Annotated in this window: 24 protein-coding genes; 10 read left to right on the top strand and 14 right to left on the bottom strand. The window is 69.0% G+C overall.

Translation table 11 applies throughout. From position 1 onward, the window contains the following. Positions 1-141: 141 nt before the first annotated feature. The 3 genes from BM144_RS07440 to BM144_RS07430 form a co-directional block, all read right to left on the bottom strand. Positions 142-1,302, bottom strand: a complete 1,161-nt coding sequence (locus tag BM144_RS07440; protein WP_092950720.1) for a PAS domain-containing sensor histidine kinase — start codon at positions 1,300-1,302, stop codon at positions 142-144. 206 nt (positions 1,303-1,508) lie between these two features. After that, positions 1,509-2,996, bottom strand: a complete 1,488-nt coding sequence (rng, locus tag BM144_RS07435; protein ID WP_092950718.1) for a ribonuclease G — start codon at positions 2,994-2,996, stop codon at positions 1,509-1,511. Positions 2,997-3,141: 145 nt separating this feature from the next. Then, positions 3,142-3,798 (bottom strand): Maf family protein, encoded by a 657-nt coding sequence (locus tag BM144_RS07430; protein ID WP_245783574.1) that lies wholly within the window; start codon positions 3,796-3,798, stop codon positions 3,142-3,144. A 99-nt stretch (positions 3,799-3,897) separates the two neighbouring features. Between BM144_RS07430 and BM144_RS07425 the strand changes: the two genes are divergently transcribed. Next, positions 3,898-4,545, top strand: a complete 648-nt coding sequence (locus tag BM144_RS07425) for a GNAT family N-acetyltransferase (protein WP_092951102.1) — start codon at positions 3,898-3,900, stop codon at positions 4,543-4,545. On the opposite strand, the gene rlmH is transcribed toward BM144_RS07425, so the two are convergent. The 5 genes from rlmH to BM144_RS07400 all read right to left on the bottom strand — a co-directional run bounded on the left by rlmH (position 4,451) and on the right by BM144_RS07400 (position 9,000). Next, entirely contained in the window at positions 4,451-4,918 is a 468-nt protein-coding gene (rlmH, locus tag BM144_RS07420) for a 23S rRNA (pseudouridine(1915)-N(3))-methyltransferase RlmH (RefSeq protein ID WP_092950714.1), read from the bottom strand. The genes BM144_RS07425 and rlmH overlap by 95 nt on opposite strands. 47 nt (positions 4,919-4,965) lie before the next feature. Beyond that, positions 4,966-5,811 (bottom strand): ribosome silencing factor, encoded by an 846-nt coding sequence (gene rsfS, locus BM144_RS07415; RefSeq protein ID WP_092950712.1) that lies wholly within the window; start codon positions 5,809-5,811, stop codon positions 4,966-4,968. Positions 5,812-6,005: 194 nt separating this feature from the next. Next, on the bottom strand, positions 6,006-6,974 hold the full coding sequence (gene hemF / locus BM144_RS07410) for an oxygen-dependent coproporphyrinogen oxidase (protein WP_092950710.1): 969 nt from the start codon (positions 6,972-6,974) through the stop codon (positions 6,006-6,008). Then, positions 6,974-8,254, bottom strand: a complete 1,281-nt coding sequence (gene purD / locus BM144_RS07405; protein ID WP_092950708.1) for a phosphoribosylamine--glycine ligase — start codon at positions 8,252-8,254, stop codon at positions 6,974-6,976. The genes hemF and purD overlap by 1 nt, the downstream gene beginning before the upstream one ends. Before the next feature lie 26 nt (positions 8,255-8,280). Next, the gene (locus BM144_RS07400; protein ID WP_092950706.1) at positions 8,281-9,000 is read right to left on the bottom strand and encodes a YebC/PmpR family DNA-binding transcriptional regulator; all 720 of its coding nucleotides are present in this window, start codon (positions 8,998-9,000) and stop codon (positions 8,281-8,283) included. Positions 9,001-9,075: 75 nt separating this feature from the next. On the opposite strand from BM144_RS07400, the gene BM144_RS07395 reads away from it, so the two are divergent. Then, positions 9,076-10,608 carry a helicase HerA-like domain-containing protein gene (locus tag BM144_RS07395; protein WP_092950704.1) on the top strand — a complete coding sequence of 511 codons (1,533 nt, stop codon included), beginning with the start codon at positions 9,076-9,078 and terminating at the stop codon, positions 10,606-10,608. A gap of 112 nt (positions 10,609-10,720) precedes the next feature. Beyond that, a complete protein-coding gene (locus tag BM144_RS07390; RefSeq protein WP_092950702.1) occupies positions 10,721-11,422 on the top strand; it encodes a glutathione binding-like protein in 702 nt (233 codons plus the stop codon). Between the two features lie 33 nt (positions 11,423-11,455). Here BM144_RS07390 and BM144_RS07385 read toward each other — a convergent pair whose 3' ends face one another. Further along, positions 11,456-12,223, bottom strand: coding sequence for an amino acid ABC transporter permease (locus BM144_RS07385; RefSeq protein ID WP_092950700.1), 768 nt, complete (start codon positions 12,221-12,223; stop codon positions 11,456-11,458). A gap of 98 nt (positions 12,224-12,321) precedes the next feature. Further along, complete coding sequence (locus BM144_RS07380; protein WP_092950698.1) at positions 12,322-13,092, bottom strand: basic amino acid ABC transporter substrate-binding protein; 771 nt, start codon at positions 13,090-13,092, stop codon at positions 12,322-12,324. Between the two features lie 187 nt (positions 13,093-13,279). Between BM144_RS07380 and BM144_RS07375 the strand changes: the two genes are divergently transcribed. The 5 genes from BM144_RS07375 to BM144_RS07355 all read left to right on the top strand — a co-directional run bounded on the left by BM144_RS07375 (position 13,280) and on the right by BM144_RS07355 (position 17,558). Beyond that, a complete protein-coding gene (locus tag BM144_RS07375) occupies positions 13,280-14,131 on the top strand; it encodes an enoyl-CoA hydratase-related protein (RefSeq protein ID WP_092950696.1) in 852 nt (283 codons plus the stop codon). A 122-nt stretch (positions 14,132-14,253) separates the two neighbouring features. Then, a complete protein-coding gene (locus tag BM144_RS07370) occupies positions 14,254-15,228 on the top strand; it encodes a threo-3-hydroxy-L-aspartate ammonia-lyase (protein WP_092950694.1) in 975 nt (324 codons plus the stop codon). A gap of 120 nt (positions 15,229-15,348) precedes the next feature. Continuing rightward, complete coding sequence (gene upp, locus BM144_RS07365; protein WP_092950692.1) at positions 15,349-16,005, top strand: uracil phosphoribosyltransferase; 657 nt, start codon at positions 15,349-15,351, stop codon at positions 16,003-16,005. A gap of 193 nt (positions 16,006-16,198) precedes the next feature. After that, entirely contained in the window at positions 16,199-16,819 is a 621-nt protein-coding gene (locus BM144_RS07360) for a GNAT family N-acetyltransferase (protein WP_092950690.1), read from the top strand. 13 nt (positions 16,820-16,832) lie between these two features. Then, complete coding sequence (locus BM144_RS07355) at positions 16,833-17,558, top strand: AraC family transcriptional regulator (protein ID WP_139225671.1); 726 nt, start codon at positions 16,833-16,835, stop codon at positions 17,556-17,558. Between the two features lie 117 nt (positions 17,559-17,675). Here BM144_RS07355 and BM144_RS07350 read toward each other — a convergent pair whose 3' ends face one another. Beyond that, on the bottom strand, positions 17,676-18,062 hold the full coding sequence (locus BM144_RS07350) for a VOC family protein (RefSeq protein ID WP_092950686.1): 387 nt from the start codon (positions 18,060-18,062) through the stop codon (positions 17,676-17,678). 221 nt (positions 18,063-18,283) lie between these two features. On the opposite strand from BM144_RS07350, the gene BM144_RS07345 reads away from it, so the two are divergent. Continuing rightward, positions 18,284-18,910 (top strand): DUF4230 domain-containing protein, encoded by a 627-nt coding sequence (locus tag BM144_RS07345; RefSeq protein ID WP_092950684.1) that lies wholly within the window; start codon positions 18,284-18,286, stop codon positions 18,908-18,910. Between the two features lie 109 nt (positions 18,911-19,019). Next, on the top strand, positions 19,020-20,294 hold the full coding sequence (locus BM144_RS07340; protein ID WP_092950682.1) for an amidohydrolase family protein: 1,275 nt from the start codon (positions 19,020-19,022) through the stop codon (positions 20,292-20,294). Positions 20,295-20,328: 34 nt separating this feature from the next. Here the strand turns inward: BM144_RS07340 and BM144_RS07335 are convergent, their stop codons facing one another. The 3 genes from BM144_RS07335 to BM144_RS07325 form a co-directional block, all read right to left on the bottom strand. Then, positions 20,329-22,443, bottom strand: a complete 2,115-nt coding sequence (locus BM144_RS07335) for an NAD(P)-binding protein (RefSeq protein ID WP_092950680.1) — start codon at positions 22,441-22,443, stop codon at positions 20,329-20,331. Between the two features lie 36 nt (positions 22,444-22,479). Continuing rightward, positions 22,480-24,018: a winged helix-turn-helix domain-containing protein gene (locus tag BM144_RS07330; RefSeq protein WP_092950678.1), complete on the bottom strand. Its 1,539-nt coding sequence runs from the start codon at positions 24,016-24,018 to the stop codon at positions 22,480-22,482. A gap of 429 nt (positions 24,019-24,447) precedes the next feature. Further along, on the bottom strand, positions 24,448-25,737 hold the full coding sequence (locus tag BM144_RS07325; RefSeq protein ID WP_092950676.1) for a hypothetical protein: 1,290 nt from the start codon (positions 25,735-25,737) through the stop codon (positions 24,448-24,450). Between the last annotated feature and the right edge of the window lie 11 nt (positions 25,738-25,748).

The following is a 25,748-nucleotide window of genomic DNA, read 5'->3' as shown; positions in this document are numbered from 1 at the left end:
TCACTCCGCTCCCTCATGTTCTTTGCAGGGCGAGAGCGTAGAGAACTAGGGTGCTTTGATTCTTGAGCGTTGCTCGCTCATTCTTCGATTGCGCAAATCAATGGAATCCAGGACTTGGGCTTGCGGATGGATCGCCAGGCATCATCCGGAATGCTCCCCGGCAGGCTCGGGCTCCTCCAGCGGAATCCGCACGAAGAACTCGCTGCCCTTGCCGATGCCCTCGCTTTTCACCTCCACGGTACCGCGGTGCAACGAGACGATCTGCTTGACCAGTGCCAATCCGATACCAAGCCCCTGGCCGCGCGCCGTGCCGGAGGGCTCGGCCTGGGTGAACATGTCGAAGATCTTCGGCTGAAGCTCGGGCCCTATGCCCTGCCCGGTATCCTGGACCTTGACGATGAAATGGGTCTGGTCCACGTTGACGGACACCGATACCTCGCCGCCTTTCGGGGTGAATTTGACCGCGTTGTTCAACAGGTTCATGAGCACCTGCGTGAGCCGGCCGGCGTCCGCCTCGACACGCACCGGCACGGGCGGCAATACGCACCGCAGATTAATGTCCTTCACCATCGCTGCATGGCGCATGGAATCCACGGCTTCCTGTACCAGCGCCTGCAGTTCCACCCGCCCGTAGACGATGGCCATCCGGCCCTGGGTGATACGGGTCATGTCGATCAGGTCTTCGACCAGCCGCTCGATGAACCCGAGCTGCCGGTGGATGATCTTGAGCGCCTGTTCATGCCGTGCCTGCTGGGACGGGTGCGACAGCAATGCCGTCGCGATGCTCATCGGCTGCAGCGGGTTGCGCAGTTCGTGCGCGATGGTGGCCAGGAACACGTTGCGGTCGTGCCGGTCCTGCGTGAGTTGCCGGACCTCGCTTTCCAGCGCGTCCATTCTCAGCCGCAGGTGGGTGGCATCCCGGAACAGCTTGGCAAAGCCGCGCGGCTGCGGCCCGGGGACCAGCGGAAACGTCATGCCGCTTCCCCAGAAGCGAGAGCCGTCCTTGCGCACATGCCAGCGCTCGTCTTCGGCCGCACCGAGCAGCCGGGCCGTGTTGAGTTCATGCATGTGAAGCCCGCGCTCCACATCCTCGGGTGTGAACAACACCGTAATGGACTTGCCGATCACCTCCTGCGCAGTGAAGCCGGTGATGGCGTGGCAGCCTTCGGTCCACCCGGTGATGCAGCCCTCAGGGTCCATGAACACCACGGCGTACTGCCTGACCTTCTCCATGAACAGAAGGTTCAGTGCCGCAGCGTCTTCTTCGTGCCAGGTGCCATGCTCCGCTCGGTGCTGCGCCATGCCTTTGATCCTTGGTTGAAACCGGGCTTTGCACGTTACCAGCGGCCTGCGCCACGGCCTGTGGATGGCTTGCCTCTGCCCATGTAGGAGCCAGCGCCGCCGGAGCGTGTCTGGCGCGCGCGCCCGGACCTGCTGGCTTTGCGCTGGCGATCGAGGCCCTGCGCCGCGTCCGATTCCCAATGAAGGCTCGCCGCCCGCTTCCCGGCTTACAGCAGCACGATGTCGTACTGCTCCTGCCCCAGCGCCCCTTCCGCCTGCAGCGAAATCGGCTTTCCGATGAAATCCGAAAGACCGGCGAGGTGCTGGCTTTCTTCGTCGAGAAAGAGTTCCACCACCTTCGCCGCGGCCACCACGCGGAACTCGCGCGGGTTGAATTGCCGTGCCTCGCGCAGGATCTCGCGCAGGATGTCGTAGCAGACGCTGCGGGCGGTCTTCACGCTGCCCTTGCCCTGGCAATGGGCACAGGGCTCGCACAGCATGTGCGCCAGCGATTCGCGTGTGCGCTTGCGCGTCATCTCGACCAGTCCGAGCTGCGAGAAACCGCCGGTCATGGTCTTCACGCGGTCGCGGGCGAGCTGCTTGCGGAACTCGCCCAGCACGGATTGCTTGTGGTCCTCCCGCGCCATGTCGATGAAATCCGCGACGATGATCCCGCCCAGATTGCGCAGCCGCAGTTGCCGGGCAATCGCCTGGGCCGCCTCCAGATTGGTCTTGAAGATCGTGTCGTCGAAGTTGCGCGCGCCCACATAGCCGCCGGTGTTCACGTCGATCGTGGTCAATGCCTCGGTCTGGTCCACGATGAGGTAGCCGCCAGACTTCAGGTCCACGCGACGGCCGAGGGCCCGGCCGATTTCTTCGTCGATCGCGTAGAGATCGAAGATCGGCCGCTCGCCCTTGTAGAGCTGCAGCTTGGGCGCCGCCGCGGGCATGAATTCACGGCCGAATGCCTGCAGCAGCGCGAATTGCTCCTGAGAATCGATGCGGATGCTGGCGGTTTCCTCGCCCACCAGGTCGCGCAGCACGCGTTGCAGCAGGTTCAGGTCCTGGTGCAGCAGCGACGCCGGAGGCTGCCGCAGCGCCGCGTCGCGGATGCGCGCCCAAGTCTTGCGCAGGTAGGCGATGTCTTCGGCCAGTTCCGCATCGGAGGAGTCCTCGCCGTTGGTGCGCAGAATGAAGCCGCCGCCACCGCCACTGGACTTGTCGCCCACCAGTGACTGCAGCCGCGCGCGGAGGGCATCCCGCTCGGCTGCGGGAATTTTCTGGGACACGCCGATATGGTCGTCCTGCGGCAGGAACACCAGCAGGCGGCCTGCGATGCTGATCTGCGTGGACAGGCGGGCGCCCTTGGTGCCGATGGGGTCCTTGATGACCTGCACCAGCAGAGACTGGCCTTCGAACACCTGCTTCTCGATCGGCACGGGCGGCTCGCCCTTGCGCGCGAACATGGGCGCCTCGCCCCCTTCCTGCCGGTGCCACACATCGGCCACGTGCAGGAAGGCCGCCCGTTCCAGGCCGATGTCGATGAAAGCGGACTGCATCCCCGGCAGCACCCGCGAGACCTTGCCCAGGTACACGTTGCCCACGAGCCCGCGCTCCAGCGTGCGCTCCACGTGCAGCTCCTGCACCGCGCCGTGCTCCACGACAGCGACGCGCGTTTCCTGGGGGGACCAATTGATGAGGATGTCTTGTTGCATGGGCGGCGCGCGTCGGGTTCGGTCTTGGAAGCCGATGATGCCTGAACCGGGCGGCCGCCGTGGCCCCGGAGGCATGCGGCCCTCTGGAGAAAATTCGCGTCACAGGGATGGGAAATGGACGGCGGGCGCCCGCTCCCCCGGCGCTTCAGTCCGCCATACCGGCCTGGCGCAGCAGTTGTGCCGTCTCGAAGAGCGGCAGACCCATGATGCCGGTGTAGCTGCCGGCGATGCGCGACACGTACCGTGCCGCCGCCCCCTGGATGCCATAGGCACCCGCCTTGCCCTGCGGATCGCCGCTGGCGGCATACGCGGCGATCTGCGCGGGAGCCATCGCATCGAAAGTGACGTGCGACACCGACAGGGCCGTGTGTCGGGCTCCGCCGGGCACCTGCAGGGCCACGGCCGTGAGCACCCGGTGCGTGCGCCCGGACAGCGCGGACAGCATGCGGCATGCGTGCGCTTCGTCGTCCGGCTTGCCGAGGATCTTGCGGCCCAGCGCCACGGTGGTGTCGGAGCACAGGATCGGCGCGGCTTCCAGGCCGCGCCGGGCGTGCCGCGCCACTGCCGCATCGAGCTTGAGCCCCGTCACGCGCTGCACGTAGCGCGAGGGCGCCTCGCCGGGCTTCGGTACTTCGATGGCCTCGGCATCTTCCACGAACGCATCGCCGTCCGCATTGGGCAGCAGCAGCACGTGCCGCACGCCGAGCTGGTCGAGCAACTGCCGCCGGCGGGGACTCTGCGATGCGAGGTAGATGAATGGAAAGGCGGGGGAGAAAGAGGATGGGGAAGAGGTCGGTTTCACAGCGCAGCAGGATAGCGGAAGCCGGCGCGGCTTCGCTGCGCGGTGCATGGCTTCGAGGGCCTGGCAGGCCCGCCCGGCCGTGACCGGGATGATGCGCGCATGACCGATCTCCCGAGCTTCCACACCGCGCGGCTGCGGCTGCGCCCCGTCGTCCTGCAGGATGCGCCCGCGCTGCTAGAAATGAGCGATACCCGGTCCCCCGGCGTGTGGATCGGCTACGGCCCGCTGGCCGACCTGGAGGCGGCCGAGGTCTTCGCGGAATGGATGATGATGATCGGCCGCAAGGCCATCCCGGACATCTGCTGGGCCATCGAGCGGCACGACGCGCCGGGACTGATCGGCCTGTGCCAGTTCAAGCAGTGGGATCCGGTGGAGCGGGTGGCGCTCATCGGCTACGAAATGGCCCGGGCGCACCAGGGCCAGGGCTTCATGGCGGAGGCCCTGCAGGCCGCGCTGTGGGGCTGCTTCCACGGCTTCGGGCTGCGGCACCTCGACGCGCATGTGCATCCCGGCAATGCGCCCTCCGTGCGCCTGCTCCGGCGGCTGGGGTTCACCGAACAAGGCGCCCTGCCCGGCGGGGAAACCTGCCTGGGCGAGACCTATGAGATGCAGGTTTGGCGCCGCCTGCCCGACGCAGCGCCCGCGGCCGCCGCTATTCGCGGTGGTACGGGTGCCCCGCGTTCACGGACCAGGCGCGGTAGAGTTGCTCGATCAGCAGCACACGCACCATCGCGTGCGGAAGAGTGAGGTCGGATAGCCGGATGCGCTCGTGGGCCGACTGCCGGAAGGCGGGGTCCAGGCCGTCGGGGCCGCCGATGACGAGCGCGACGTCATCACCCTCCAGTTGCCAGCCCTGCAGCCGGCCGGCCAGCGCCTTGGTGGTGAGGGGCGTGCCGCGCTCGTCGAGCACGACCACCCGCATGCCACGGGCGATGGCGCCCTCGATGCGTTCGCGCTCGGCGGCGTAGATCGACTCCAGCGTCTTGGAGCCACGCGGTTCCGTCTTGACGGTCTTGAGCTCCACCTTGAGTTCGGGCGGGAACCGCTTGGCATAGTCGTCATAGGCCGTCTGCGCCCAGTCGGGCACGCGCTGGCCCACCGCCACGATGAGAAGCCTCATCGCTCAGCCCCGCCGCCGGCCCGCCCCGGGGGCAGGCATGCCGCAGCTCATGGGGCCTTCTTGCGTGCCGGGGCCTTCTTGGCCGCGGGCTTGCGCGCCGCGGCGGCCTGGGCGGGTGCCGCCTTGGCCGGTGCGCGGGTTGCCGCCGGCTTCTTGGCCGCTACCTTCTTGGCCGCGGGCTTGACGACGAGGGTCTTGATCTTGGGCGTGGTCTTCGCGGCAGGGGACTTGGCCGCGGTCTTGGCTGCAGCCGTCTTGCCGGCTGCCGTCTTCGCAGCCGCAGCCTTCACGGGAGCCGCAGCCTTGCGGGCCGGTGCGCCCTTGGCTGCTGCGCTCTTTGCAGCTGCGCCCTTCGCGGGTGCGGCGGCCTTCTTGGCAGGCGCCGCGGCGGCCTTGGCCCGGCCCGGCTTGCGGGCCGGCACTTCCGGCGCGGCTTCGGCAGCCTTCCTGCGCGGAGCGGCCTTCTTCTTAGCGGGTTCGGACCCTTCGGCCTCGGCGATCCGGGGCTTGGGCGCGCCCAGCTTGAGGCGCACGGGCGTCTCGCCCCAGATTTCCTCCAGGCGGTAGTACTGGCGGATGGCGGGCTGCATGATGTGGGCCACGGCGGCACCGCAGTCGACGATGATCCACTCGCCGTTGTCCTCGCCCTCGGTGCGCGGCTTCGGGAAGCCGGCTTCGCGCACCGCATCGCGCACGCTGGCGGCCAGGGCCTTGGTCTGCCGGTTGGACGTGCCCGACGCCACGATGACCCGCTCGAAGAGCGGCGACAGCTTCTCGGTGTCGAACACCTGGATGTCTTGCGCCTTCACGTCCTCCAGGCCATCGACGATGGCGCGCTGGAGTTTGGTGACGTCTTTCTTGGCAGCGGATTCCGAACGGGTGGAGGTGGTCATCAGGAGATGGATGGAATAGGGGTGAAAGGCAATATAGCGCGCAACCCGCGCGGGAGCCAATGGAGCGCCGCGGGGCCCGGGGAAGGCCGAGCGGCTTGTTTTGATGGTGTTTTAGGCCCCATGCCGGCGTGGAACGGACGTGGGCAGCTATTGAAATTATAGCTTTCGGGCCCGGGACCACCGTGGGGGCCGGGTCACAGCCAGTCCCGGCGCACCAGAAAACGCCGCGTGAGTTCGGCCTCGGGGGAGCCGGGCGGGTCCTGCCGCTGGTAGGCCCAGCCGGCCAGCGGCGGCATCGACAGCAGGATGGATTCCGTGCGCCCGCCGGACTGCAGCCCGAAGTGCGTACCGCGGTCCCAGACGAGGTTGAACTCGACATAGCGCCCGCGCCGGTAGCACTGGAAGGAGCGCTCGCGGTCGCCGAAGTAGATCCCCTGGCGGCGCTGCACGATGGGCAGGTAGGCGCCCAGGAACGAGTCGCCCACCGATTGCAGCAGCGCGAAGCTGCGGTCGAAGCCCAGCTCGGAGAAATCGTCGAAGAAGATCCCGCCGATGCCGCGCTGCTCGTCGCGGTGCTTGAGGTAGAAATACTCGTCGCACCAGCGCTTGAAGCGCAGGTAGAGCCCTTCCCCGAACGGATACAGCGCATCGCGGCAGTTGCGGTGGAAATGCACCGCGTCTTCCTCGAAGCCGTAGTAGGGCGTGAGGTCCATGCCACCGCCGAACCAACAGACCGGGGGCTGGCCCTCGTGCGCCGCGGAGATCATGCGCACGTTCATGTGCACCGTGGGCACATACGGGTTCAGCGGGTGGAACACGAGCGACACGCCCATGGCCTCGAACGGGGCGCCGGCGAGTTCGGGCCGGTGCTGCGTGGCCGAGGGCGGCAGCGATGCGCTGCGCACATGCGAGAAACCGCAGCCCGCGCGCTCGAAGACGCGCCCGCCTTCGAGGATGCGCGTGATGCCGTCGCCCTGCAGTGGCTCGCCCGGGGCCTTGCTCCACTGGTCCGTGAGGAACCGCGCCCCGCCCTGCCCCTCCACGTTTTCGATGGCGCCGGTGATGCGCGACTGCAGGTCGACGAGGTAGGCGCGCACGCGCTCGCTCACGTCGGCCGACTGCAGGGAGCCCGCAGGGCGGCCCGGTCCGGTGGCCGTCGCCATCAGCCCTTCACCGCCCGGTGGCCGATGTCGCGCCGGTACTGCGCCCCATCGAAGTGGACACCGCGCGCGACGTCGTACACCCGCTGCTGGGCCTGCTTCACGCTGTCGGCCAGCACGGTCACGCACAGCACGCGGCCGCCGTTGGTGGTGACCACGCCGTCCTGGAGTTCGGTGCCGGCATGGAACACCACGGCGTCGTCGGCATCCGCCGGCAGGCCGGTGATGGCGTCGCCCTTGCGCGGGCTCTCGGGGTAGCCGTGGGCCGCCATGACGACGCCCAGCGCCGTGCGGCGGTCCCACTGCAGCTCGACCTGGTCGAGCTTGCCGTCCACCGCCGCGCCCAGCACGTCCACCAGATCGCTCTTGAGGCGCATGAGGATGGGCTGGGTCTCGGGGTCGCCCATGCGGCAGTTGAATTCGAGCGTCTTGGGATGGCCCTTGGCGTCGATCATCAGGCCGGCGTACAGGAAGCCCGTGTACGGGATGCCGTCCTTTTCCATGCCGCGGATGGTGGGCAGGATGATCTCGCGCATGGCGCGCGCATGCACGTCGGCCGTAACCACGGGCGCGGGCGAATACGCGCCCATGCCGCCGGTGTTGGGCCCCTGGTCGCCGTCCTTCAGGCGCTTGTGGTCCTGGCTGGTGGCCAGCGCGGCGACGTTCTTGCCGTCGCACAGCACGATGAAGCTCGCCTCCTCGCCCTCGAGGAACTGCTCGATCACCACGCGCGCACCGCCCTCGTTGTGGCTCACGCCGTACTTGTTGTCCACGAGCATGAAGTCCACCGCGTCGTGGGCTTCCTGGGCGGTCATGGCCACCACCACGCCCTTGCCGGCGGCGAGGCCGTCGGCCTTGACCACGATGGGCGCGCCCAGGCGGTCGATGAAGGCATGGGCCGCCGCCGGGTCGGTGAAGGTGTCGTAGTCGGCCGTGGGAATGCCGTGGCGGCGCATGAAGGCCTTGGAGAAGGCCTTGGAGCTTTCGAGCTGGGCGGCCGCCTTGGTGGGGCCGAAGATGCGCAGGCCGTGCGCGCGGAATTCGTCCACCACGCCCGCGGCCAGGGGCGCCTCGGGGCCGACCACGGTGAGCTGGATCTTCTGCTCCTGGGCCCAGGTGCGCAGCGCGCGCACGTCGGTCACGGGAACGTTTTCGAGCTTGGTGTTGAGGGCCGTGCCGCCGTTGCCGGGTGCGACGTAGACCTTCGTGACCTTGGGAGACTGCGAGAGCTTCCAGGCCATTGCGTGTTCACGGCCGCCGCCTCCGATGACAAGAACTTTCATGGGGTATCCGGGTGCTGGCTCGTGCTTCAGAGCGCGGCGTTGTGATAGACCTCCTGCACGTCGTCGAGGTCTTCGATCACGTCCAGGAGTTTCTGCATGCGTTCGGCGTCCTCGCCGGCCAGGTCGATGGTCACGTCGGGGCGCATGGTGACATCGGCGGCGTCGGGCACCAGGCCCGCGGCTTCGAGGGCGTTCTTCACGGCCTCGAAGTCTCCGTAGGCGGTCAGCACCTCGATGGCGCCGTCGTCGCCCGTCACGACGTCCTCGGCGCCGGCTTCCAGCGCCACTTCCATCACCTTGTCCTCGTCCGTGCCCGGAGCGAAGATGAACTGGCCGCAATGCTTGAACTGGAAGGCCACCGAGCCTTCGGTGCCCATGTTGCCGCCGTACTTGCTGAAGGCGTGGCGCACCTCGGCCACGGTGCGCACGCGGTTGTCGGTCATGGTGTCCACGATGATCGCGGCGCCGCCGATGCCGTAGCCCTCGTAGCGGATTTCCTCGTAGTTCACGCCCTCGGCATTACCGGTGGCCTTGTCGATGTTGTATTTGATGCGGTCGGCGGGCATGTTGGCCGCCTTGGCCTTGTCGATCGCCAGCCGCAGGCGCGGGTTGGCGGAGATGTCGCCGCCGCCGGCGCGGGCGGCCACGGTGATCTCGCGAATGATCCGGGTCCAGATCTTGCCGCGCTTCTCATCCTGGCGCCCCTTGCGGTGCTGGATATTGGCCCATTTGCTGTGTCCTGCCACAGGGAATCCTTGCTGTTGTGTCTATGGATTAATCTACCGACTGAACGTGATTTTACTTTTGACTCCCCACCCGCCATGGCCGAACCGATCCTGATTGCGAAGCACGACACCTCCGAATGCCATCTGCTGCCCGCCCTGGCCAACCGGCACGGGCTCATCACGGGCGCCACGGGGACCGGCAAGACCGTCACCCTGCAGACCCTGGCGGAGGGTTTTTCGCGCATCGGCGTGCCGGTCTTCATGGCCGACGTGAAGGGCGATCTCACCGGCATCAGCCAGCCCGGGCGCATCGGCGAGAAGCTCGCGGCCACGCTCGCCGAGCGCGGCCTGGCCCTCCCCGAACCCCTGGCCTGCCCCACCACGCTCTGGGACGTGTTCGGCGAGCAGGGCCATCCGGTGCGGGCCACCATCTCCGACATGGGCCCGCTGCTGCTGGGCCGCATGCTGGGCCTGAACGAGACGCAACTGGGCGTGCTCAACATCGTCTTCAAAATCGCCGACGACAACGGCCTGCTGCTGCTCGACCTGAAGGACCTGCGCGCCATGCTCGCGCACGTGGGCGAGAACGCGAAGGAGTTCACCACCGAGTACGGCAACATCAGCGCGGCCAGCGTGGGCGCCATCCAGCGCGGGCTGCTGCAGATCGAGGGCCAAGGCGGCGACCGCTTCTTCGGCGAGCCGATGCTGAACATCCAGGACTTCATGCAGACCGAGTCCGGCCGGGGCGTGGTCAACATCCTCGCGGCCGACAAGCTCATGAATTCGCCGCGGCTCTACGCCACCTTCCTGCTCTGGATGCTGTCGGAACTCTTCGAGCAGCTGCCCGAGATCGGCGATCCGGAGCAACCCAAGCTGGTGTTCTTCTTCGACGAGGCCCACCTGCTCTTCAACGAGGCGCCCAAGGTGCTGGTGGAGCGCATCGAACTCGTTGTGCGGCTGGTGCGCTCCAAGGGCGTGGGCGTGTACTTCGTCACCCAGAACCCGCTGGACATCCCCGACAGCGTGCTGGCGCAACTCGGCAACCGCGTGCAGCACGCGCTGCGCGCCTTCACCCCGCGCGACCAGAAGGCCGTCAAGGCCACGGCCACCACCATGCGCCCGCAGCCGGGCCTGGACATCGAGGCCGCCATCACCGAGCTGGCCGTGGGCGAGGCGCTCGTGAGCCTGCTCGACGCCAAGGGCCGCCCCGGCATCACCGAGCGGGTGTTCGTGCTGCCCCCGGGCAGCCAGATCGGGCCCATCACCGCAGCGCAGCGCCAGGCGCTGATGGCGCAGTCGCTCGTGGCCGGCGTCTACGAGAAGGCGGTGGACCGCGAATCGGCCTACGAGAAGCTGCGCGGCCGCGCGGCCGCCGCACCGGGCGCGCCGGCCGCACCGGGCGCCAGCACACCTTCCGCGGGCACGGCCCAGGGCACGGGTGCCGAGGGGGGCGGGTTGCTGGGCGGGCTCAACGACGTGCTGTTCGGCTCCACCGGCCCGCGCGGCGGCAAGCGCGACGGGCTGGTGCAGACCATGGCCCGGTCGGCCGTGCGCACCATGGGCACGTCGCTGGGCAAGGAGATCCTGCGCGGCGTGCTCGGCAGCGTGTTCGGCGGCCGCAAGCGCTGACGCCACGCCGGCCCTGGCACCCCCGGCACCCCGGTTTTGAACGAAAACCCCTCCATGCCGCCGTATCCATTCAATAGTTTGCTCATATTTTGATAGCAAAACAGGAATTGCCATGATCGACCTGCACTACTGGACGACGCCCAACGGCCACAAGGTCACGATGTTCCTGGAGGAGGCCGGCCTGCCCTACCGCGTGCTGCCGGTGAACATCGGCCGCGGCGAGCAGTTCGCGCCCGAGTTCCTGCGCATCGCGCCCAACAACCGCATCCCGGCCATCGTGGACCACGCGCCCGCGGACGGCGGCGCCCCCGTGCCGGTGTTCGAATCGGGCGCGATCCTGCTCTACCTGGCCGACAAGACCGGCCAGTTCATCCCGCAGGACCTGCGCGGGCGTGCCGAGGCGCTGCAGTGGCTGTTCTGGCAGATGGGCGGACTGGGGCCCATGGCCGGGCAGAACCACCATTTCACGCAGTACGCGCCCGAGCCGGTGCCCTACGCCATCGACCGCTACGTGAAGGAAACCGGCCGGCTCTACGGCGTGCTCGACAAGCACCTGGCCGACGGGCGCGAATACATCGCGGGCAGCTACTCGATCGCCGACATGGCGAGCTACCCCTGGATCGTGCCGCACGAGCGCCAGCGGCAGGACCTGGCCGACTTCCCGCACCTCGCGCAGTGGTTCGAGCGCATCCGCGCGCGCCCGGCCACGGTGCGGGCCTACGACGTGGCGCAGCGCATCAACACCGCGCCCACCATGGACGAGGACGCGAAGAAGATCCTCTTCGGGCAGGACGCCCGCACCGTGCGCCGCTGACCGGGCGCGCGGCGCGGCCGCCCGGCGCGCGCCTCAGACCCGGTCGCTGCGCGCGAGGTGGTTCTCCAGCCGGCGCAGCGCCCCTGTGAGGGCCAGCGTCATGACCCAGTAGGCCAGCGCGATCGCGAGGTACGGCTCCCAGTAGCGCGCGTAGGCACCGGCCACGGTGCGCGCGGCATAGGCCATCTCGGCCAGCCCGATGGCCGAGATCAGCGAGGTGTCCTTCAGCAACGCGATGGCGTTGTTGCCCAGCGGCGGCAGCATGCGGCGGAAGGCCTGCGGCAGCACCACGTAGCGCATCACCTGCCCGGGCGTGAAGCCCAGCGAGCGCCCGGCATCCGACTGCCCGCGCGCGATCGACTGGATGCCCGCGCGGAACACCTCGGAGATGTACGCGGCCGAGTTGAGCGTGAGCGCCACGATGCCCGAGATCAGCGCACCGTGCTCCTGCTTGAGCGTGCGCGCGAAGTCCCCGGTCACCAGCCAGCCCGACGAGGGGTGGATGAACAGCGGCATCACCGCGAAGTGCATCAGCAGGATCTGCACGAAGAGCGGCGTGCCGCGGAAAAAGCTCACGTAGACCGTGGCCGGCCAGCGCAGCAGGAAGCGGCACACCCAGCTGAGCGGCGCATGGCGCGCATGCGCCAGCCGCGCCAGGGCCAGCACCAGGCCCCACGAGCCGCCCAGCAGCACGCACACCACCGTCACCCCGAGCGTCATCCACGCGCCCTGGACGAACAGGTCCTTGTATTCCACCAGGATGTCCGGCCGGAACCAGCCAAACCATTCAACAGGCTCCATCGCCCCGTCCTCTCATGTATCGCGGCGCGGCGGCGGCCTGCCGGCGCCCGCAAAAAAGGCCGCAGTGCGGCCGTGGTGTGCCGTGCCCCCGACGGGCTTCAGCGCGGCTTGTATTCCTTGCCGAACCACTTCCTGTAGATCTCGTTGTAGGAGCCGTCGGCGCGCACCGCCGCCAGGCCGGCGTTGAGCTTGTCCAGCAGCGCCTTGTCGCCCTTCTTGACCACGATGCCGAAGCCTTCGATGGGGAAGCCGGCGTCCTCGACCGTCTTCAGCGCGGGGTTCTGCGCCACGCGGTAGGCGATCACGCCGTTGTCGCCGATGGCGGCATCGACGCCGCCGCCGGCCACCTCGGAGATGATGAGCGGCGTGCTCTCGAAGCGGCGGATGTTGGGGCTGGTCTTGCCGAACTCGCGCGAGGCGACGTCGTCGGCCGTGGAGGCGTTCACCACCGCGATCTTCTTGCCCGCGAGGTCCTTGAGCGCGGCCACGGTGCTGGCCTTGGGCACGGCGATGAGCTGCTGCGCGGCGAAGTACGGCTCGGTGAAGTCGTAGCTCTGGCGGCGCTTGTCGTTGATGGTCACGCCGGAGATCACCAGGTCCACGTCGCCGTTGTTCAGCGCCGCGAAGATGCCGCTGAAGGGCGTGTTCACCACCTTGATCTTCAGCGCCTGCTTCTTCGCGATGGCGTTGATGATGTCGATGTCGAAGCCGACGATCTGCTTGTCCTTGTTCTCGAAGGCGAACGGCGCGTAGGTGGCGCTGGAGGCCACGACCAGCTCGCGGCCCTGTTGTGCCTGCGCGGCCAGGGGAGCGGAGAGCGCTGCGGCCAGGCCGAGGCCGAAGGCGAAGAAACGGCGGGAGATGTGCATGGGGATGGGGGGTGAGGGGCGAGAGGCGCCCTGGAGCGGGCGCCACGGGTCGCCGTGGGCAGGGAGCCGGGAAGTATATCGGCCGCCCCCTGCGCCACCTCACGCAAAAACCCCGGCGCACAACCCCCGCACCCGCCGTCGCCCAGGTGACGGCGCCGGCCCCGGCGCGGGGCCTAGAGTGCGGCGCATGACCGAACCCACCGCCCTCACCTGCTTCTCGCTCACGCTGTCGGACCACGTGGCCCACCTGGTGCTGAACCGTCCGGACGCGCTGAACACCATGCACCCGACGTTCTGGCGCGAGCTGGACACCGTGCTGGCCCGGCTGCACCGCGCGGGCGACGCGCGGGCACTGGTCATCAGCAGCACGGGGCGGCACTTCTCGGCGGGCATGGCGCTGGAGACCTTCGGCGGCGCCATCGCCATGGACGACCGGAGTCCGGAAGGCCGCGCGGCCATCTTCGACCTGCTGACCGACATGCAGGCCACGTTCACGCGGATCGAATCGCTGCGCATCCCGGTGATCGCAGCGATCCAGGGCGGCTGCATCGGCGGCGCGGTGGACATGGTGACGGCCGCCTGCATCCGCTACGCCACGCAGGACGCGTTCTTCTGCATCCAGGAGATCAACATCGGCATGGTGGCCGACGTCGGCACGCTGCAGCGCCTGCCCAAGCTGATTCCGCTGGGCATCGTCAAGGAGCTTGCCTACACCGGCCGCCGCCTGCCCGCGGCGCGCGCCCTGGCCTGCGGACTGGTGAACGAGGTGTTCGCCACGCCGGAAGCCATGGTGGAGGCCGCCCTCGCCTGTGCGCGGGAGATCGCCGCCAAGCCCCCGGTCGCCATCTGGGGCACCAAGCAGGCGGTGCACTACGCGCGCGACCATGCCGTGGACGACAGCCTGCGGCAGATGGGCTGGCTGCAGAGCGCCATCTGGAGCAACCGCCATGTGGGCGAGGCGGTCGGCGCCATGGGCGCGAAGCGCGCGGGGGATTTCCCGCCGCTGGCGCCGGTGCAGCGCTTCGGCGAGCTGGGCTGAACGGCGCCGGGGCGCACACAGGGCGCGGCACGCCGAGCCCTTTCCGCGCCTGCACGGCCGCGGCCCGCCGGGACTATGATGCGCCCACCCCGTTTGCGAACACGCTTCGCGAGGACGCTGCCATGGAACCGACCAGCCCGGCCCTGCCCACCTACGACGATGTCCTCGGCGCGGCCCATCGCCTCCAGGGGATCGCCCACCGCACGCCGGTGCTGCGATCCAGCACCGCCGACGAACGGCTCGGCGCACAGCTCTTCTTCAAGTGCGAGAACCTCCAGCGCATGGGGGCCTTCAAGTTCCGCGGCGCCTACAACACCCTGGTGCAGCTCGACGCCGCACAGCGCGAGCGCGGCGTGCTGGCGTTCTCGTCCGGCAACCATGCGCAGGCCATCGCGCTCTCGGCCCGCCTGCTGGACATGCCGGCCGTGATCGTCATGCCCGAGGATGCGCCGGCCTCCAAGATGGCCGCCACGCGCGAGTACGGAGCCCAGGTGGTCACCTACGTCCGTTTCAACGAGGACCGCGAGGCCATCAGCCGCCGCCTCGCGGCCGAGCGCGGCATGGTGCTGGTACCGCCCTTCGACCATCCGCACGTGATCGCCGGGCAAGGCACCGTGGCGCTGGAGCTGCTGCAGGACGTGCCCGGGCTGGACTACCTCTTCGTCTGCCTGGGCGGCGGCGGCCTGCTGTCGGGATGCCTGCTGGCGGCCGAGCACCTGGCGCCCTCGTGCAAGGTGGTGGGCGTGGAGCCCGAAGCCGGCAACGACGTGCAGCAATCGCTGCGCGCCGGGCACATCGTCCACATTCCCACGCCGCACACCATCGCCGACGGCGCGCAGTCGCAGGCCCCGGGCACCCTCACCTTCGCGATCATCCAGCGCCTCGTGCACGAGGTGGTCACCGTGGCCGACGCCCAGCTCGTGCAGGCGCTGCGGTTCTTCGCGGAGCGCATGAAGATGGTCGTCGAGCCCACGGGGGCCCTGGCCTTCGCGGGCGCCGAGCACACCGGCGCGGACCTGCGCGGCGCCCGCGTGGGCGTGGTGGTGAGCGGCGGCAACGTGGACCTCTCGCGGTACGCCCGGTTTCTGGCAGACTGACCGGTTTTACCGAACGGTGAACCTCGCGCGCGCCAGGTCCGGGCGCATCGGCCCGGGCCTCCGCCCCCTGCGGGCCGTTCTCCATTTCCTTCCCATTCCCCCTTTTCTTCGCGCACCGCCATGAGCACCGAGCACACGTCCGGCAACGGCAACAACGTCCACGTCATCACCCACCCGCTGGTCCAGCACAAGCTGACCCTCATGCGCCGCAAGGACGCCAGCACCAACAGCTTCCGGCGCCTGCTGGGCGAGCTGAGCACGCTGATGGCCTACGAGATCACGCGCGACATGCCGCTCTCCGACATCGAGATCGAAACCCCGCTGGAGACCATGACCGGCAAGGTCATCGACGGCAAGAAGCTGGTGCTCGTCTCCATCCTGCGCGCGGGCAACGGCTTCCTCGACGGCATGCTCACCGTGGTGCCCGGCGCGCGCGTGGGCCACATCGGCCTCTACCGCGACCCGGCCACGCTGCAGCCCGTGGAGTACTACTTCAAGATGCCCTCCGAGATGGAAGAGCGCGACATCATCGTGGTGGACCCGATGCTCGCCACCGGCAATTCCGCCGCCGCCGCCGTCGCCAAGCTCAAGGAACTGAAACCGCGCTCCGTGAAATTCATGTGCCTGCTGGCCGCCCCGGAAGGCGTGGCCACGCTGCAGAAGGCCCACCCGGACGTGCCGATCTACACCGCCGCCATCGACCGCGAACTGAACGACCATGGCTACATCCTGCCCGGGCTGGGCGATGCCGGGGACCGGATCTTCGGGACGAAGTAAGGCCTAGCGGGCCGGGCACGCCCGGCAGGGGCACTGCCGGCGGGCTGGTACTCCGATCGGCCCCATGCCGCCGTATCCATTCAATAGTTTGCTATTTAATTGATAGCATATTGGGGGTTTCGGATCGCACCGATGCGCTCCAGGGCCGCTCACCCGCAGAGCGGGCCCCTCCGTGCCGCCGTAGCATTGGCGCATGCCCGACAACGATGCCCCGGACCCGTTCATCCCCATCGATCCCGCCCTGCTGCAGACGCCCCGGTTGCGCCTGCGGCAATGGACGCCCGCCGACCGGGCGCCTTTCGCGGCGCTCAACGCCGACCCGGCGGTGATGGAGCATTTCCCGGCCCCGCTGGCGCGCGCGGACAGCGATGCCATGGCCGACCGCATCGAAGCCCTCATCGCCGCGCGCGGTTGGGGGTTCTGGGCTGCGGAGCACCGTGGCGGTGAGCCAGGCGCCGAGGGGCGGTTCATGGGGTTCGTCGGTCTCCACCGGCCTGCCGCTGCGCTGCCCTTTGCGCCGTGCATCGAAATCGGCTGGCGGCTCGCGCGCCCTTTCTGGGGGCAGGGCCTGGCGACCGAGGCCGCGGAGCTGGCGCTGCGGGCCGGATTCGAGGGGCTGGGCCTGGACGAAATCGTCGCCTTCACGGCACGGCCCAACCAGCGCTCGCGCGCCGTCATGCAGCGCCTGGGCATGCAGGAATCCCCCGCCGACGCCTTCGATCACCCCGGCGTGCCGGCAGGCCACCCGCTGCGGGCGCACTGCCTGTACCGGCTCCCCCGTGCGGCGTGGCGTGCGCGCACGCCGGGCCGTTGAACCGCGGCCGGCCATGACCTCCCACCCCGCACCGACCGTTCTTCCGGCGTTGCCGGCCTGTGTGCTCGAACGCTGGGCGCACACGGAAGCACCCGCCCCCGGTGCGGCCCCCACCCTGGTGCTGCCCGACGGCTGCCGCGACCTCATCGTGCACCTGGATGAACGCGGCCGCACGCGGTGGATGGTGTCGCCGCTGGCGCTGCAGGCCTACGCCGTGCCCGCATCGCCCGGTGGATCCTGGCTGGGTTTCCGGCTGCACCCCGGCGCGCAGATGGACGACGCCGCGCTGCTGCAGGCGGCCCGGGGCCTGTGGCACGCGGCGGCGCGCACCGGCGGCCACCCCGGGGATCGCCTTGCGGCAGAGCAGGCCGTGCTGGCGGCGCTGGACGACCGGGTGCGGCGCCATGCGGCCGTGGACGAGGCGCTGGCGGCCCTGCGTGGAGCCGGCTCCGTGGCGCAGGCCGCGCGGGCGCTCGGCACCACGCCCCGGACGTTGGAGCGCACGGTGCGCGCCGCCACCGGCCAGCCGCCGCGCTATTGGCGCGAGCTGGCCCGGGTGCGCCGGGCGGCACGGGCCCTGGCGGGGGGCGACGCGCTGGTGGCCATCGCCGCCGACCACGGCTACGCGGACCAGTCGCACTTCGGCCGGGCCTGCCTGCACTGGCTGGGCGCCACGCCGGCACGCCTGCGGGAAGCCCCCGACCTGCTCGCGACCGTCCAGGCCAGCGGCTATGCCTGACACGGCGAAGCGGCGGCGCACCGGCGCACCGATCGTGTTTTCACACCCTGCAGCGCAGCGGATGGGTGGCGGGCACGGGCCGGCGGCCATGCCCCGCGCACGGTGTGCGCACCGCCGTCAGCCGGGCCGCACGGGCGTGCACAGCTCCACCAGCACGCCGTTGCCGTCCGCCACGTAGGCCACGGTCTGACCCCACGGCATCTGGTGCGCCTCCTGCACCAGGCGCGCGCCGGCGTCCACGGCGCGCTGCACGGCCGCGGGCACGTCATCGGTCGTGAAGGCGATCTCGAAGCTGGGCGCGTCCGCCGAGGCGCGCTGGGGGTTCTTGCCCAGTTGCGCCATGAGCTGGTGCGACGAGAAAGCCAGCGCCGTGCCACCGGTCTCCATCTCGGCGTAATCGCCGCTCTCGTGCACGAAGCGCCGCTGCAGCCCGAAGGCGGCTTCGTAGAAGGCGATGGTCTGTGGCACGTCCTGGACGTAGAGGATGGTGTAGGCGAAAAGCATGGAACGGCTCCTGGGTAGGACGGTTTTTTTGGGGAATGGCCGCGCGCGAAAGCCCGGGCCTGCTGGCGGGAGGGCCAAGGCCGCGGCGGCCGCGGGCAGCCCCTGCGCCCCGGCGAAGGCCTCCTGTCTGCGCTGGCCGAAGCTTACGCAGCCGCCCGCCCTCCGTCTGGAAGAAATGCGACATCGACCATCGCCGCCGCCGGGCATGCGCACAATGGGGCATGCAACGCCTCACCTTCCCTGCCCTCCTCGCGGGCGCCGCGCTGGTGGCCGCCGCTTCGTGGACCCTGGGCAGCCGGCGGGCGCCGCCGCCCGCCGAGCCCGCCACCCCGCCGCTGGTCGCGGTCGAATCCATGGGCGAGCTGGTGTCGGTCCGGGTGCGTTATGCCAACGTGATCGAATTCAGCCAGAAGATGACCCAGGACATCCCCTGGACGCAGTGGGAGCTGCGGCTGGGCGAAACACGCGTGCTGCTGGTCGCGCGCGGCGATTGCCTGGTGGGCACCGATCTGCGCGCCGCCCGGTACGAGCAGGTGGATGCCGCCGCCCGCACCGCCGTGCTCTCGCTGCCCGCGCCGCGCACCGTGGCCGCACGGGTGGACCACGGCCCGCGCGAACAGGGCGGATCGTATTTCCACGCGCTGCAGGGCAGCGGCCTGGAACCGTTGCTGCCGGGCTCCGCCCACCGCATGCGGGCCATCGACGCGGCCCTGCGCATCGCCCAGCAGGACGTGGAAAAGGCCTGTGCCGCCGCCGACACGGTCCAGTCCGCGCGGGCCAACACCGAGGCGGTATTGAAGCCGCTGCTGTCCGCTTCGGGCTGGACCGTCACGCCACGCTGGCGCTGAGCGCGCAGGCGCCGGGCACGCTGGCCCAGAATATGCAAACCGGCCTTGCCGCCGCCGGTGCGGCAAGAGCCGGCCCCACCCCGGTACCCATCCACTCCCGTCCACGCCCATGCTCGACCTTCTGATCCAGAACGCCTCCCTGCCCGACGGCCGCCAGCACATGTCCGTGGCCGTGCAGGACGGCCGCATCGCCGCCGTGGCCGAAGGGCTGCATGCACCGGCCCATGAGACGGTGGACGCCGGCGGCCTGCTGCTCAGCCCGCCTTTCGTGGATGCGCATTTCCACATGGATTCCACGCTCTCCTACGGACAGCCCCGCGTAAACGAGAGCGGCACGCTGCTGGAGGGCATCGCCCTGTGGGGAGAACTCAAGCCCCTGCTGCGCCACGAGGCCCTCGTGGAGCGCGCGCTGGCGTACTGCGACTGGGCCGTGGCGCGCGGGCTGCTGGCGGTGCGCAGCCACGTGGACACCAGCGATCCGAGCCTGCTGCCCGTCGAGGCGCTGCTGGAGGTGAAGCGGCGTGTGGCGCCCTACCTGGACCTGCAACTGGTGGCCTTCCCGCAGGATGGCGTGCTGCGCACGCCGGGGGGCCTGCAGACGCTGCAGCGCGCGCTCGACCTGGGCGTGGACGTGGTGGGGGGCATACCGCATTTCGAGCGCACCATGGCACAGGGCGCGGAGAGCGTGCGCCTCCTCTGCGAACTGGCCGCGGAACGCGGCAAGCGCGTGGACATGCACTGCGACGAGACCGACGACCCGCTCTCCCGGCACGTCGAGACCCTGGCACACGAGACGCACCGCCTGGGCCTGCACGGCCGCGTGACGGGCTCGCACCTGACCTCGATGCACAGCATGGACAACTACTACGTCAGCAAGCTGATCCCGCTCATGGCGGAAGCGCAGCTCGGCGTGGTGGCGAACCCGCTCATCAACATCACCCTGCAGGGCCGCCACGACAGCTATCCCAAGCGCCGCGGCATGACGCGCGTTCCGGAACTCATCGCGGCAGGCCTGACGGTGGCGTTCGGCCAAGACTGCGTGATGGACCCCTGGTACGGCGGCGGCAGCGCCGACATGCTGGAAGCCGCCCACATGGGCCTGCACGTGGCCCAGATGACCGGGCAGGCGGCCATGCAGCAGTGCTTCACGGCCGTGACGGAGAGCCCTGCGCGGCTGCTGGGGCTGGAAGGCTATGGGCTCGCGCCCGGCTGCCATGCGGATTTCGTGCTGCTGCACGCGCGCACGCCGGCCGAAGCGATCCGCCTGCGGTCCGCGCGGCTCGGCGTGTGGCGGCGCGGGCGCCGCCTGGCCGGCAGCCCCGCTCCCACGGCGGCGCTCCATTTGCCGGGGCGGCCCGCGCAGGTGGATTTCCTGCACCGCTGAACCGGCTGCCGCGCACGGCAGCCCCCGGCCCAGGTCAGGGCGCGGCCGGCGGAGCCGCCTCCTGCGGGTAGCCGACGATGTCGCTCAGCGCAGGAAGGCCGCTCACCGCATGGGCCGCCAGGCGGCCGCCCATCGCCGCGCCCTCGGCGCTGCCGACGTTCAGGCCGGTATAGATCCAGTCGCCGGCCAGCACGAGGTTGGAGAACCCCGACTCCCAGGCCTTGAGCCGCGCCGCCGTGCTGCCGGGCGGACTGGTCACATAGCGCTCCGAGGGGTCGATGTTGGCGCGCCAGAACTGCTGGTCGAAACGCTGCACGCCCTGCCCGGCATGGGCCGGGTCATGGTCCTGCAGCAGGCTGAAGTCCATGCCCATCGGATCGCCCGGTGGCGACACCACGTTCGTGGTGGCCTTGGGCAGCAGCGGCCCCATGCACACCTGCAGGTACTGGATGCATTGGGCCTTCACACGCGCATGGGCGCGTGCCGGGTAACCAGTGTCGGTGAGCGGCGGAGGTGGCTCGTAGTCGGCCATCGCGCCCGAAAAGTACCAGAGCGCCTGCGGCATCTGCTGCGCGGGCCAGGACTCCCAGGGCAGCAGGTGCGTGAAGTCCACCTGCCCGTCGAGCGGGTTCAGGTAGGTGGCACCGATCACGGTATCGGTCGGGTTCTTGAGCGGCAGGTCCCAGCCGAGGTCGGTCGTGCTTCGGTTGAGCCAGATCTGCATGGTCTGCGTCTGCACGGTCGGTATCTTCTCCACCATGTCGCGCCACGCGGGCCGCGCCGCGAGCAGGTCCTTGCAGAGATAGGGAACGGCGCCGACCGCGATGGCGAACACGACCTGGTCGAAGTCCTCGCCCACGCGCAGGGTGCGCGCACCGACGTTCTGCCACGGGGTCCAGTACGACTCCAGATCGATGTCCTGGGCCTGCAGCGCTTCGCCCTGCACGAGCTGGTCGTAGAGCGGCCCGGAAGGCCAGGACGGAAGGCCCTGGATCTCGACCAGCGGATCGTAGGGCCGGGAAGGGTCCTTCAAGGTGGCCTGCACGGCCATCTCGACCGATGCGATGGACTGCTGGTCCGCCGACAGCGTCAGGTTCTGCACCTTGTGGAAGAACTCGAACTTCACGCCGCGCTGGCGCAATACGAGGTAGAGCGGCGCGATCACCGTCTCGCCCGTGCCGGCCGCGAAAAGCCATGCGAAGGCCCCCAGGTAGGCATAGCTGCGCAGAGACCAGTGCAGGTACGCGCCCGCGCCCATGCTGGCGGTGCGGGCGGTGTCGCCTGCCGGGTACTGGTACGACAGGTTCACCGTATTGAGCGCCAGCGGCGATGACGCCGTCATCACCGAGGCGCCGTGCCGCTGCAGCCAGTCGGAGAAGTTCTCGCCGTCGATGCTGTCGAAGCCCTTCTCGAAGATGCTGTCGGCCAGAACGCCGCGCACCAGCGCCATCATGTACTCCAGCAGGGTGTAGAGACGGCGCAGGTCGTCGTTCTGGTCGATGAGGGCCTTCAGCCGATGGCCCAGCCAGTCCCACACCTCCTCGAGCACGGGGTGGGTGGTGCCGAAGGTGGCCTCCGCACCCTCGCGGCGGAACTCCGTCTTCAGCCGCTCCAGGATGGCTTCGCCCAGGCGCAGCTCCATCTCGTGCACCTCGCTCAGTCCCGGCGTTTCGCGCGGGTCGATGAGGGCCTGGGCCGTCTCGATGAGTGCGGCGATCCAGTGGCGCAGGGAAGGCAGCGACGAGGCGTCGGCGGGCGAGAGCCGGTTGGTCGGTAGGGTCATCGGCCAACGGCTCAGGCCGCCTTTTTCGTACTCCCACATGAGCACGAAGCTCTCGGGAATGAAGGCCTGCTCGAAGGTGGCCAGCTTGGCGTTCTTGTCGCGTCCCAGGGCCTGGTAGCACTCGGCCATGAGGGGCAAAGCGTTGTAGTAGCTGCCCAGGAAGCCGTGGATCCCGTGCTCCTCGATCCGGTCGTTGGGCCCCCGCTTCGTGGCGCACTTGCCGCCCAGCCGCCATCCCATCTGATAGAGGGTGATGTCGAAGCGATCCTGCCACCCGGGCTGGCTCGTCAGTTCAAAGGCTGCGGTCAGCGCGGCGAGCCCTCCTCCCAGGATGGCGATCTTCTTGGGCGCGGTCTGGTCTGCCATGGATTTTTCTCCCTCTCTTGGTGAACATGGTTGGTTTTACTGCCCTCTCCACCCGGCCTGGCGGAGGCACTCTGTGTAGTGATTCAGATGCGCTTCGTCAATGAAGGGATGCCCTGCCTTCAATGCGTTGAGCGAATAGGGGCCGAACTTGCGCGCCTGCTCCAGGGTCTGCCGCCCCTCTTCGACATGGCCGGACGCGGACTGGCAGGCGGCGAGCAGGTAGTGGTTGAAGAACCAGTCCGGGCGCTTGGCGAGCGCCTGCAATGCGAAGGCCTCGGCCCCGGGGTAGTCGCCCTCGATGAAGCTGGCCAACGCACGCGTGCGGATCCACAGACTCACATGGGGGTCGAGCGGGCTGGCTTCGCAGGCCTGTAGCGCGAAGGCGGCGGCTTCCTGTGTCCGGCCGCAGAACGCCAGCACCCGGCCGAGTTCGCCGGCGGCGGCGGCGAACTGCGGGTAGATCGACAGCGCATGCTCCTGCTCGGAAATCGCCTGGGCGAAGCTGCGCGTGAAGGACAGCGCGGTGCCCAGCGTGAAATGCGCGAAGGCATCGGTGTCGTCGTTACTGACGGCCCGCAGCGCGAGGCGATGCGCTTCGGAGATGTCCACCCGGGGGCAGTCCGACCAGCCCGCCCAGACGCGGGTCATGCGCACGAAAGAAAGCAGCGCCAGGGAGGGGGGATCGTCCGGCTTCGAATCCAGTGCCTGTTCGGCGTAGTGCTCGGCTTTCTGCACGTGGTCGCGGCTGGAGCGCCAGAAGTGCCAGCGGGCACGCATGAGCAGCTCCCAGTGCTGGCGGTCGCGGGGCGGCTGGCGGCTGTTCACCAGTTCCTCCCGGCGCAGGTACACGGGCTCGATGTTGCTCACGATCGCAGCGGAAATCGCATCCTGCACTTCGAAGAGGTCGTCCACCGAACGGTCATAGCTGTGGGCCCAGACCGTCTCGTTGCGCGTCGCATCGATCAGCTCGGCGGTCACCCTGACCCGTGAGGCGCCGAAACGGATCTGCCCCGAGACGATGTACCGCACGCCCAGCTCACGGCTGATGACGCTGTTGGGGGGCAGGGGATGGCGGTATTGCACCGCCGAGTTGCGGGCGATGACGTAGAGCCACCGCGACCGCGAAAGCCGGTTGATGATGTCCTCGGCCATGCCGTCGGCGAAATAGCGCTGGTCGGTCTGCGCATCCACGCCGAACGGCAGCACGGCCACCGACCGCGCTGCTGCGGGCTCCAGCACCGTCGCGGCCGCAGGCGGCGTGCCCTCGCCCCGCGCATGCTCGGCCACGCGGCCTACGAAGCGGTAACCCTGCCCCGGGATGGTGACGATCAGCTCCGAACCCACCAGCTTGCGCAGGGCAGACACATGGACCTGCAGGTTGTTCTCTTCCACCACCATGCCGGGCCAGACGAGACTGAACAGCTCGGTCTTGGTCACGAGGGCACCGGCCTTGTAGACGAGCGCACAGAGCACGTCGAAGGCGCGCGCGCCCAGCACCACGGGTTGGCCATTGGCCAGCAGTTGCCGCTCCCTCACACGCAGCACGAAATGGTCAAACGCGAATTCAACGGCCATTGATTCTTTTCTTGAAATGGAGCGGACGACAGCGCCCCTCCCCCGTCCGCGCGCACTCTAACCCAACGATGTTTCAGAACGCTTCAGGATTTTAAAGATGCCATTGTTGCCCCTTGAGACAAAATTAACCCACTCGAACCACGGGGGTAGGGAGTATCGAGCCGGAGCGTAGCGGGCGCTACGCCAAAGAGCGCCGCACCGCACGCGATGGAAACTAGAAGCAGAGGAAGCCATGGCCTGCGGGCCATGGCACTTCCCACACCTTCCGCCCCTGCACGGCAGGCCAATCAGACCATCAGAGAAGCAAAAGCTGCGCCAGACAATGCAGGTGCATGCCCAACACCGTGGCCACGGCAGCACCACCCCGTCACAAAAGCACCGGCTGCGGCCCGAGCCACCTCTTACCGGCAGCAAACGCCCTTTTTGCGGTCAGCCGGCCACGTGGCATTCGCGCCGCAGCAGGGCCATCGCTTCATGCAGCCCGCTGTCGCGGTCATCCAGCAGTACCCGCGCTTCATTCACGAACGCGCTCCACAGTTCGAGGTATGCAGCGCGGTAGCCCTCCGCCGCATGGGCGAGGATGAATTCAGAAGCCCGCTCAGGCTGCCACCCGAGCTTGCGCACCCGCCGCACCAGGCTTGCAGCGAGTTTTTCCGTCAGGACGGTCTTCTTGGGTGTGCCCGCCGCCAGGCAGAGGAACATCGTCAGCAGCGAGTGCTCGTCGTCGTGCCCCTGGGTGGCGCGCTCCCAGGTCTTGCTGGCGGGCGCGAGGGTCTCGCCGTCGCCTGACCCGTCCAGCAGGGCATCGGCACTGCGGTAGTGCTCGTCCAGCTCCGCCAGCGGGTCTTCCACCAGGAAATACCGCGCCCGGAAGCTCCCCAAAGGCCGGACCATCGGCGCCACCGGCACCGCGGGGTCGAGCACCCGGGCGGCCTCGGCCTGCACTGCCGCTACCCATGGATGCACCACCGACGCCACATCCGGCGGCATTCCGGCAGGCATGCCCAATTCCTGCGGCCGTATTACCGGCTTGCGCCGCAGAGCCGCCACGCGCTTTTCAAACGCCACCGCATGCGGCCAGTGTTCCGCCGCAGGATGCATCCAATGCCACAGCAGGCCCATGCGGATGACGCCCTCCGCATCGGCCCCGCCCTCTTCGAGTGCAGACTCGTCCAGTCCGAACTGCTCCGCGAACCACCTCGCGGCGGTGATCGCGCCGGCAATGGCGGTTCGCCGTTGCAGTTCGGCGCGGTACTCGGCATGGCTGCGCAGCGACCAGACCGAGAGCTGCTGCACATCCGGCTCGCCGGTGGTGGACAGAAAACCGAAGTTGCTGTTCTGCGGCAAGGCGATGAGCCGGCGCAGCCGGTCCGACCCGGCCTTGGAGCGCGAGAGAAAACTGTGCTCGCGCAGCAGCAGCGCCGCGCGACCGAGATCGCCTGCGCTTTCTTCCAGCAGATCCAGGCTGACCAGATTGACCATGCGCTCGCGCGCTTTCTCCAGCTCGGGCCGCAAGAACTCGGTGCCGAAATAGCGGGCCACCTGCACCATTCCCTTGGGTGCATCGGCCTCGATGGCGTCCACCTTCTCGGGCGGGACGATGCCGTGCTCGATACCGTGCACCAAGGCCTTCTCGAAGAAAGGGCGGGCATCGTGCAGCGAGATCGCCGACGAAGGCGCGGCATCGGCCGGGTTCGCAGGGGAAACGGAAGAGGTCATCGCAACGGTCC

The sequence above is a fragment of the Paracidovorax konjaci genome (genome assembly GCF_900112675.1).
Taxonomy (GTDB): domain Bacteria; phylum Pseudomonadota; class Gammaproteobacteria; order Burkholderiales; family Burkholderiaceae_C; genus Paracidovorax; species Paracidovorax konjaci.
This window is presented reverse-complemented; position numbering and strand designations above follow the sequence as displayed.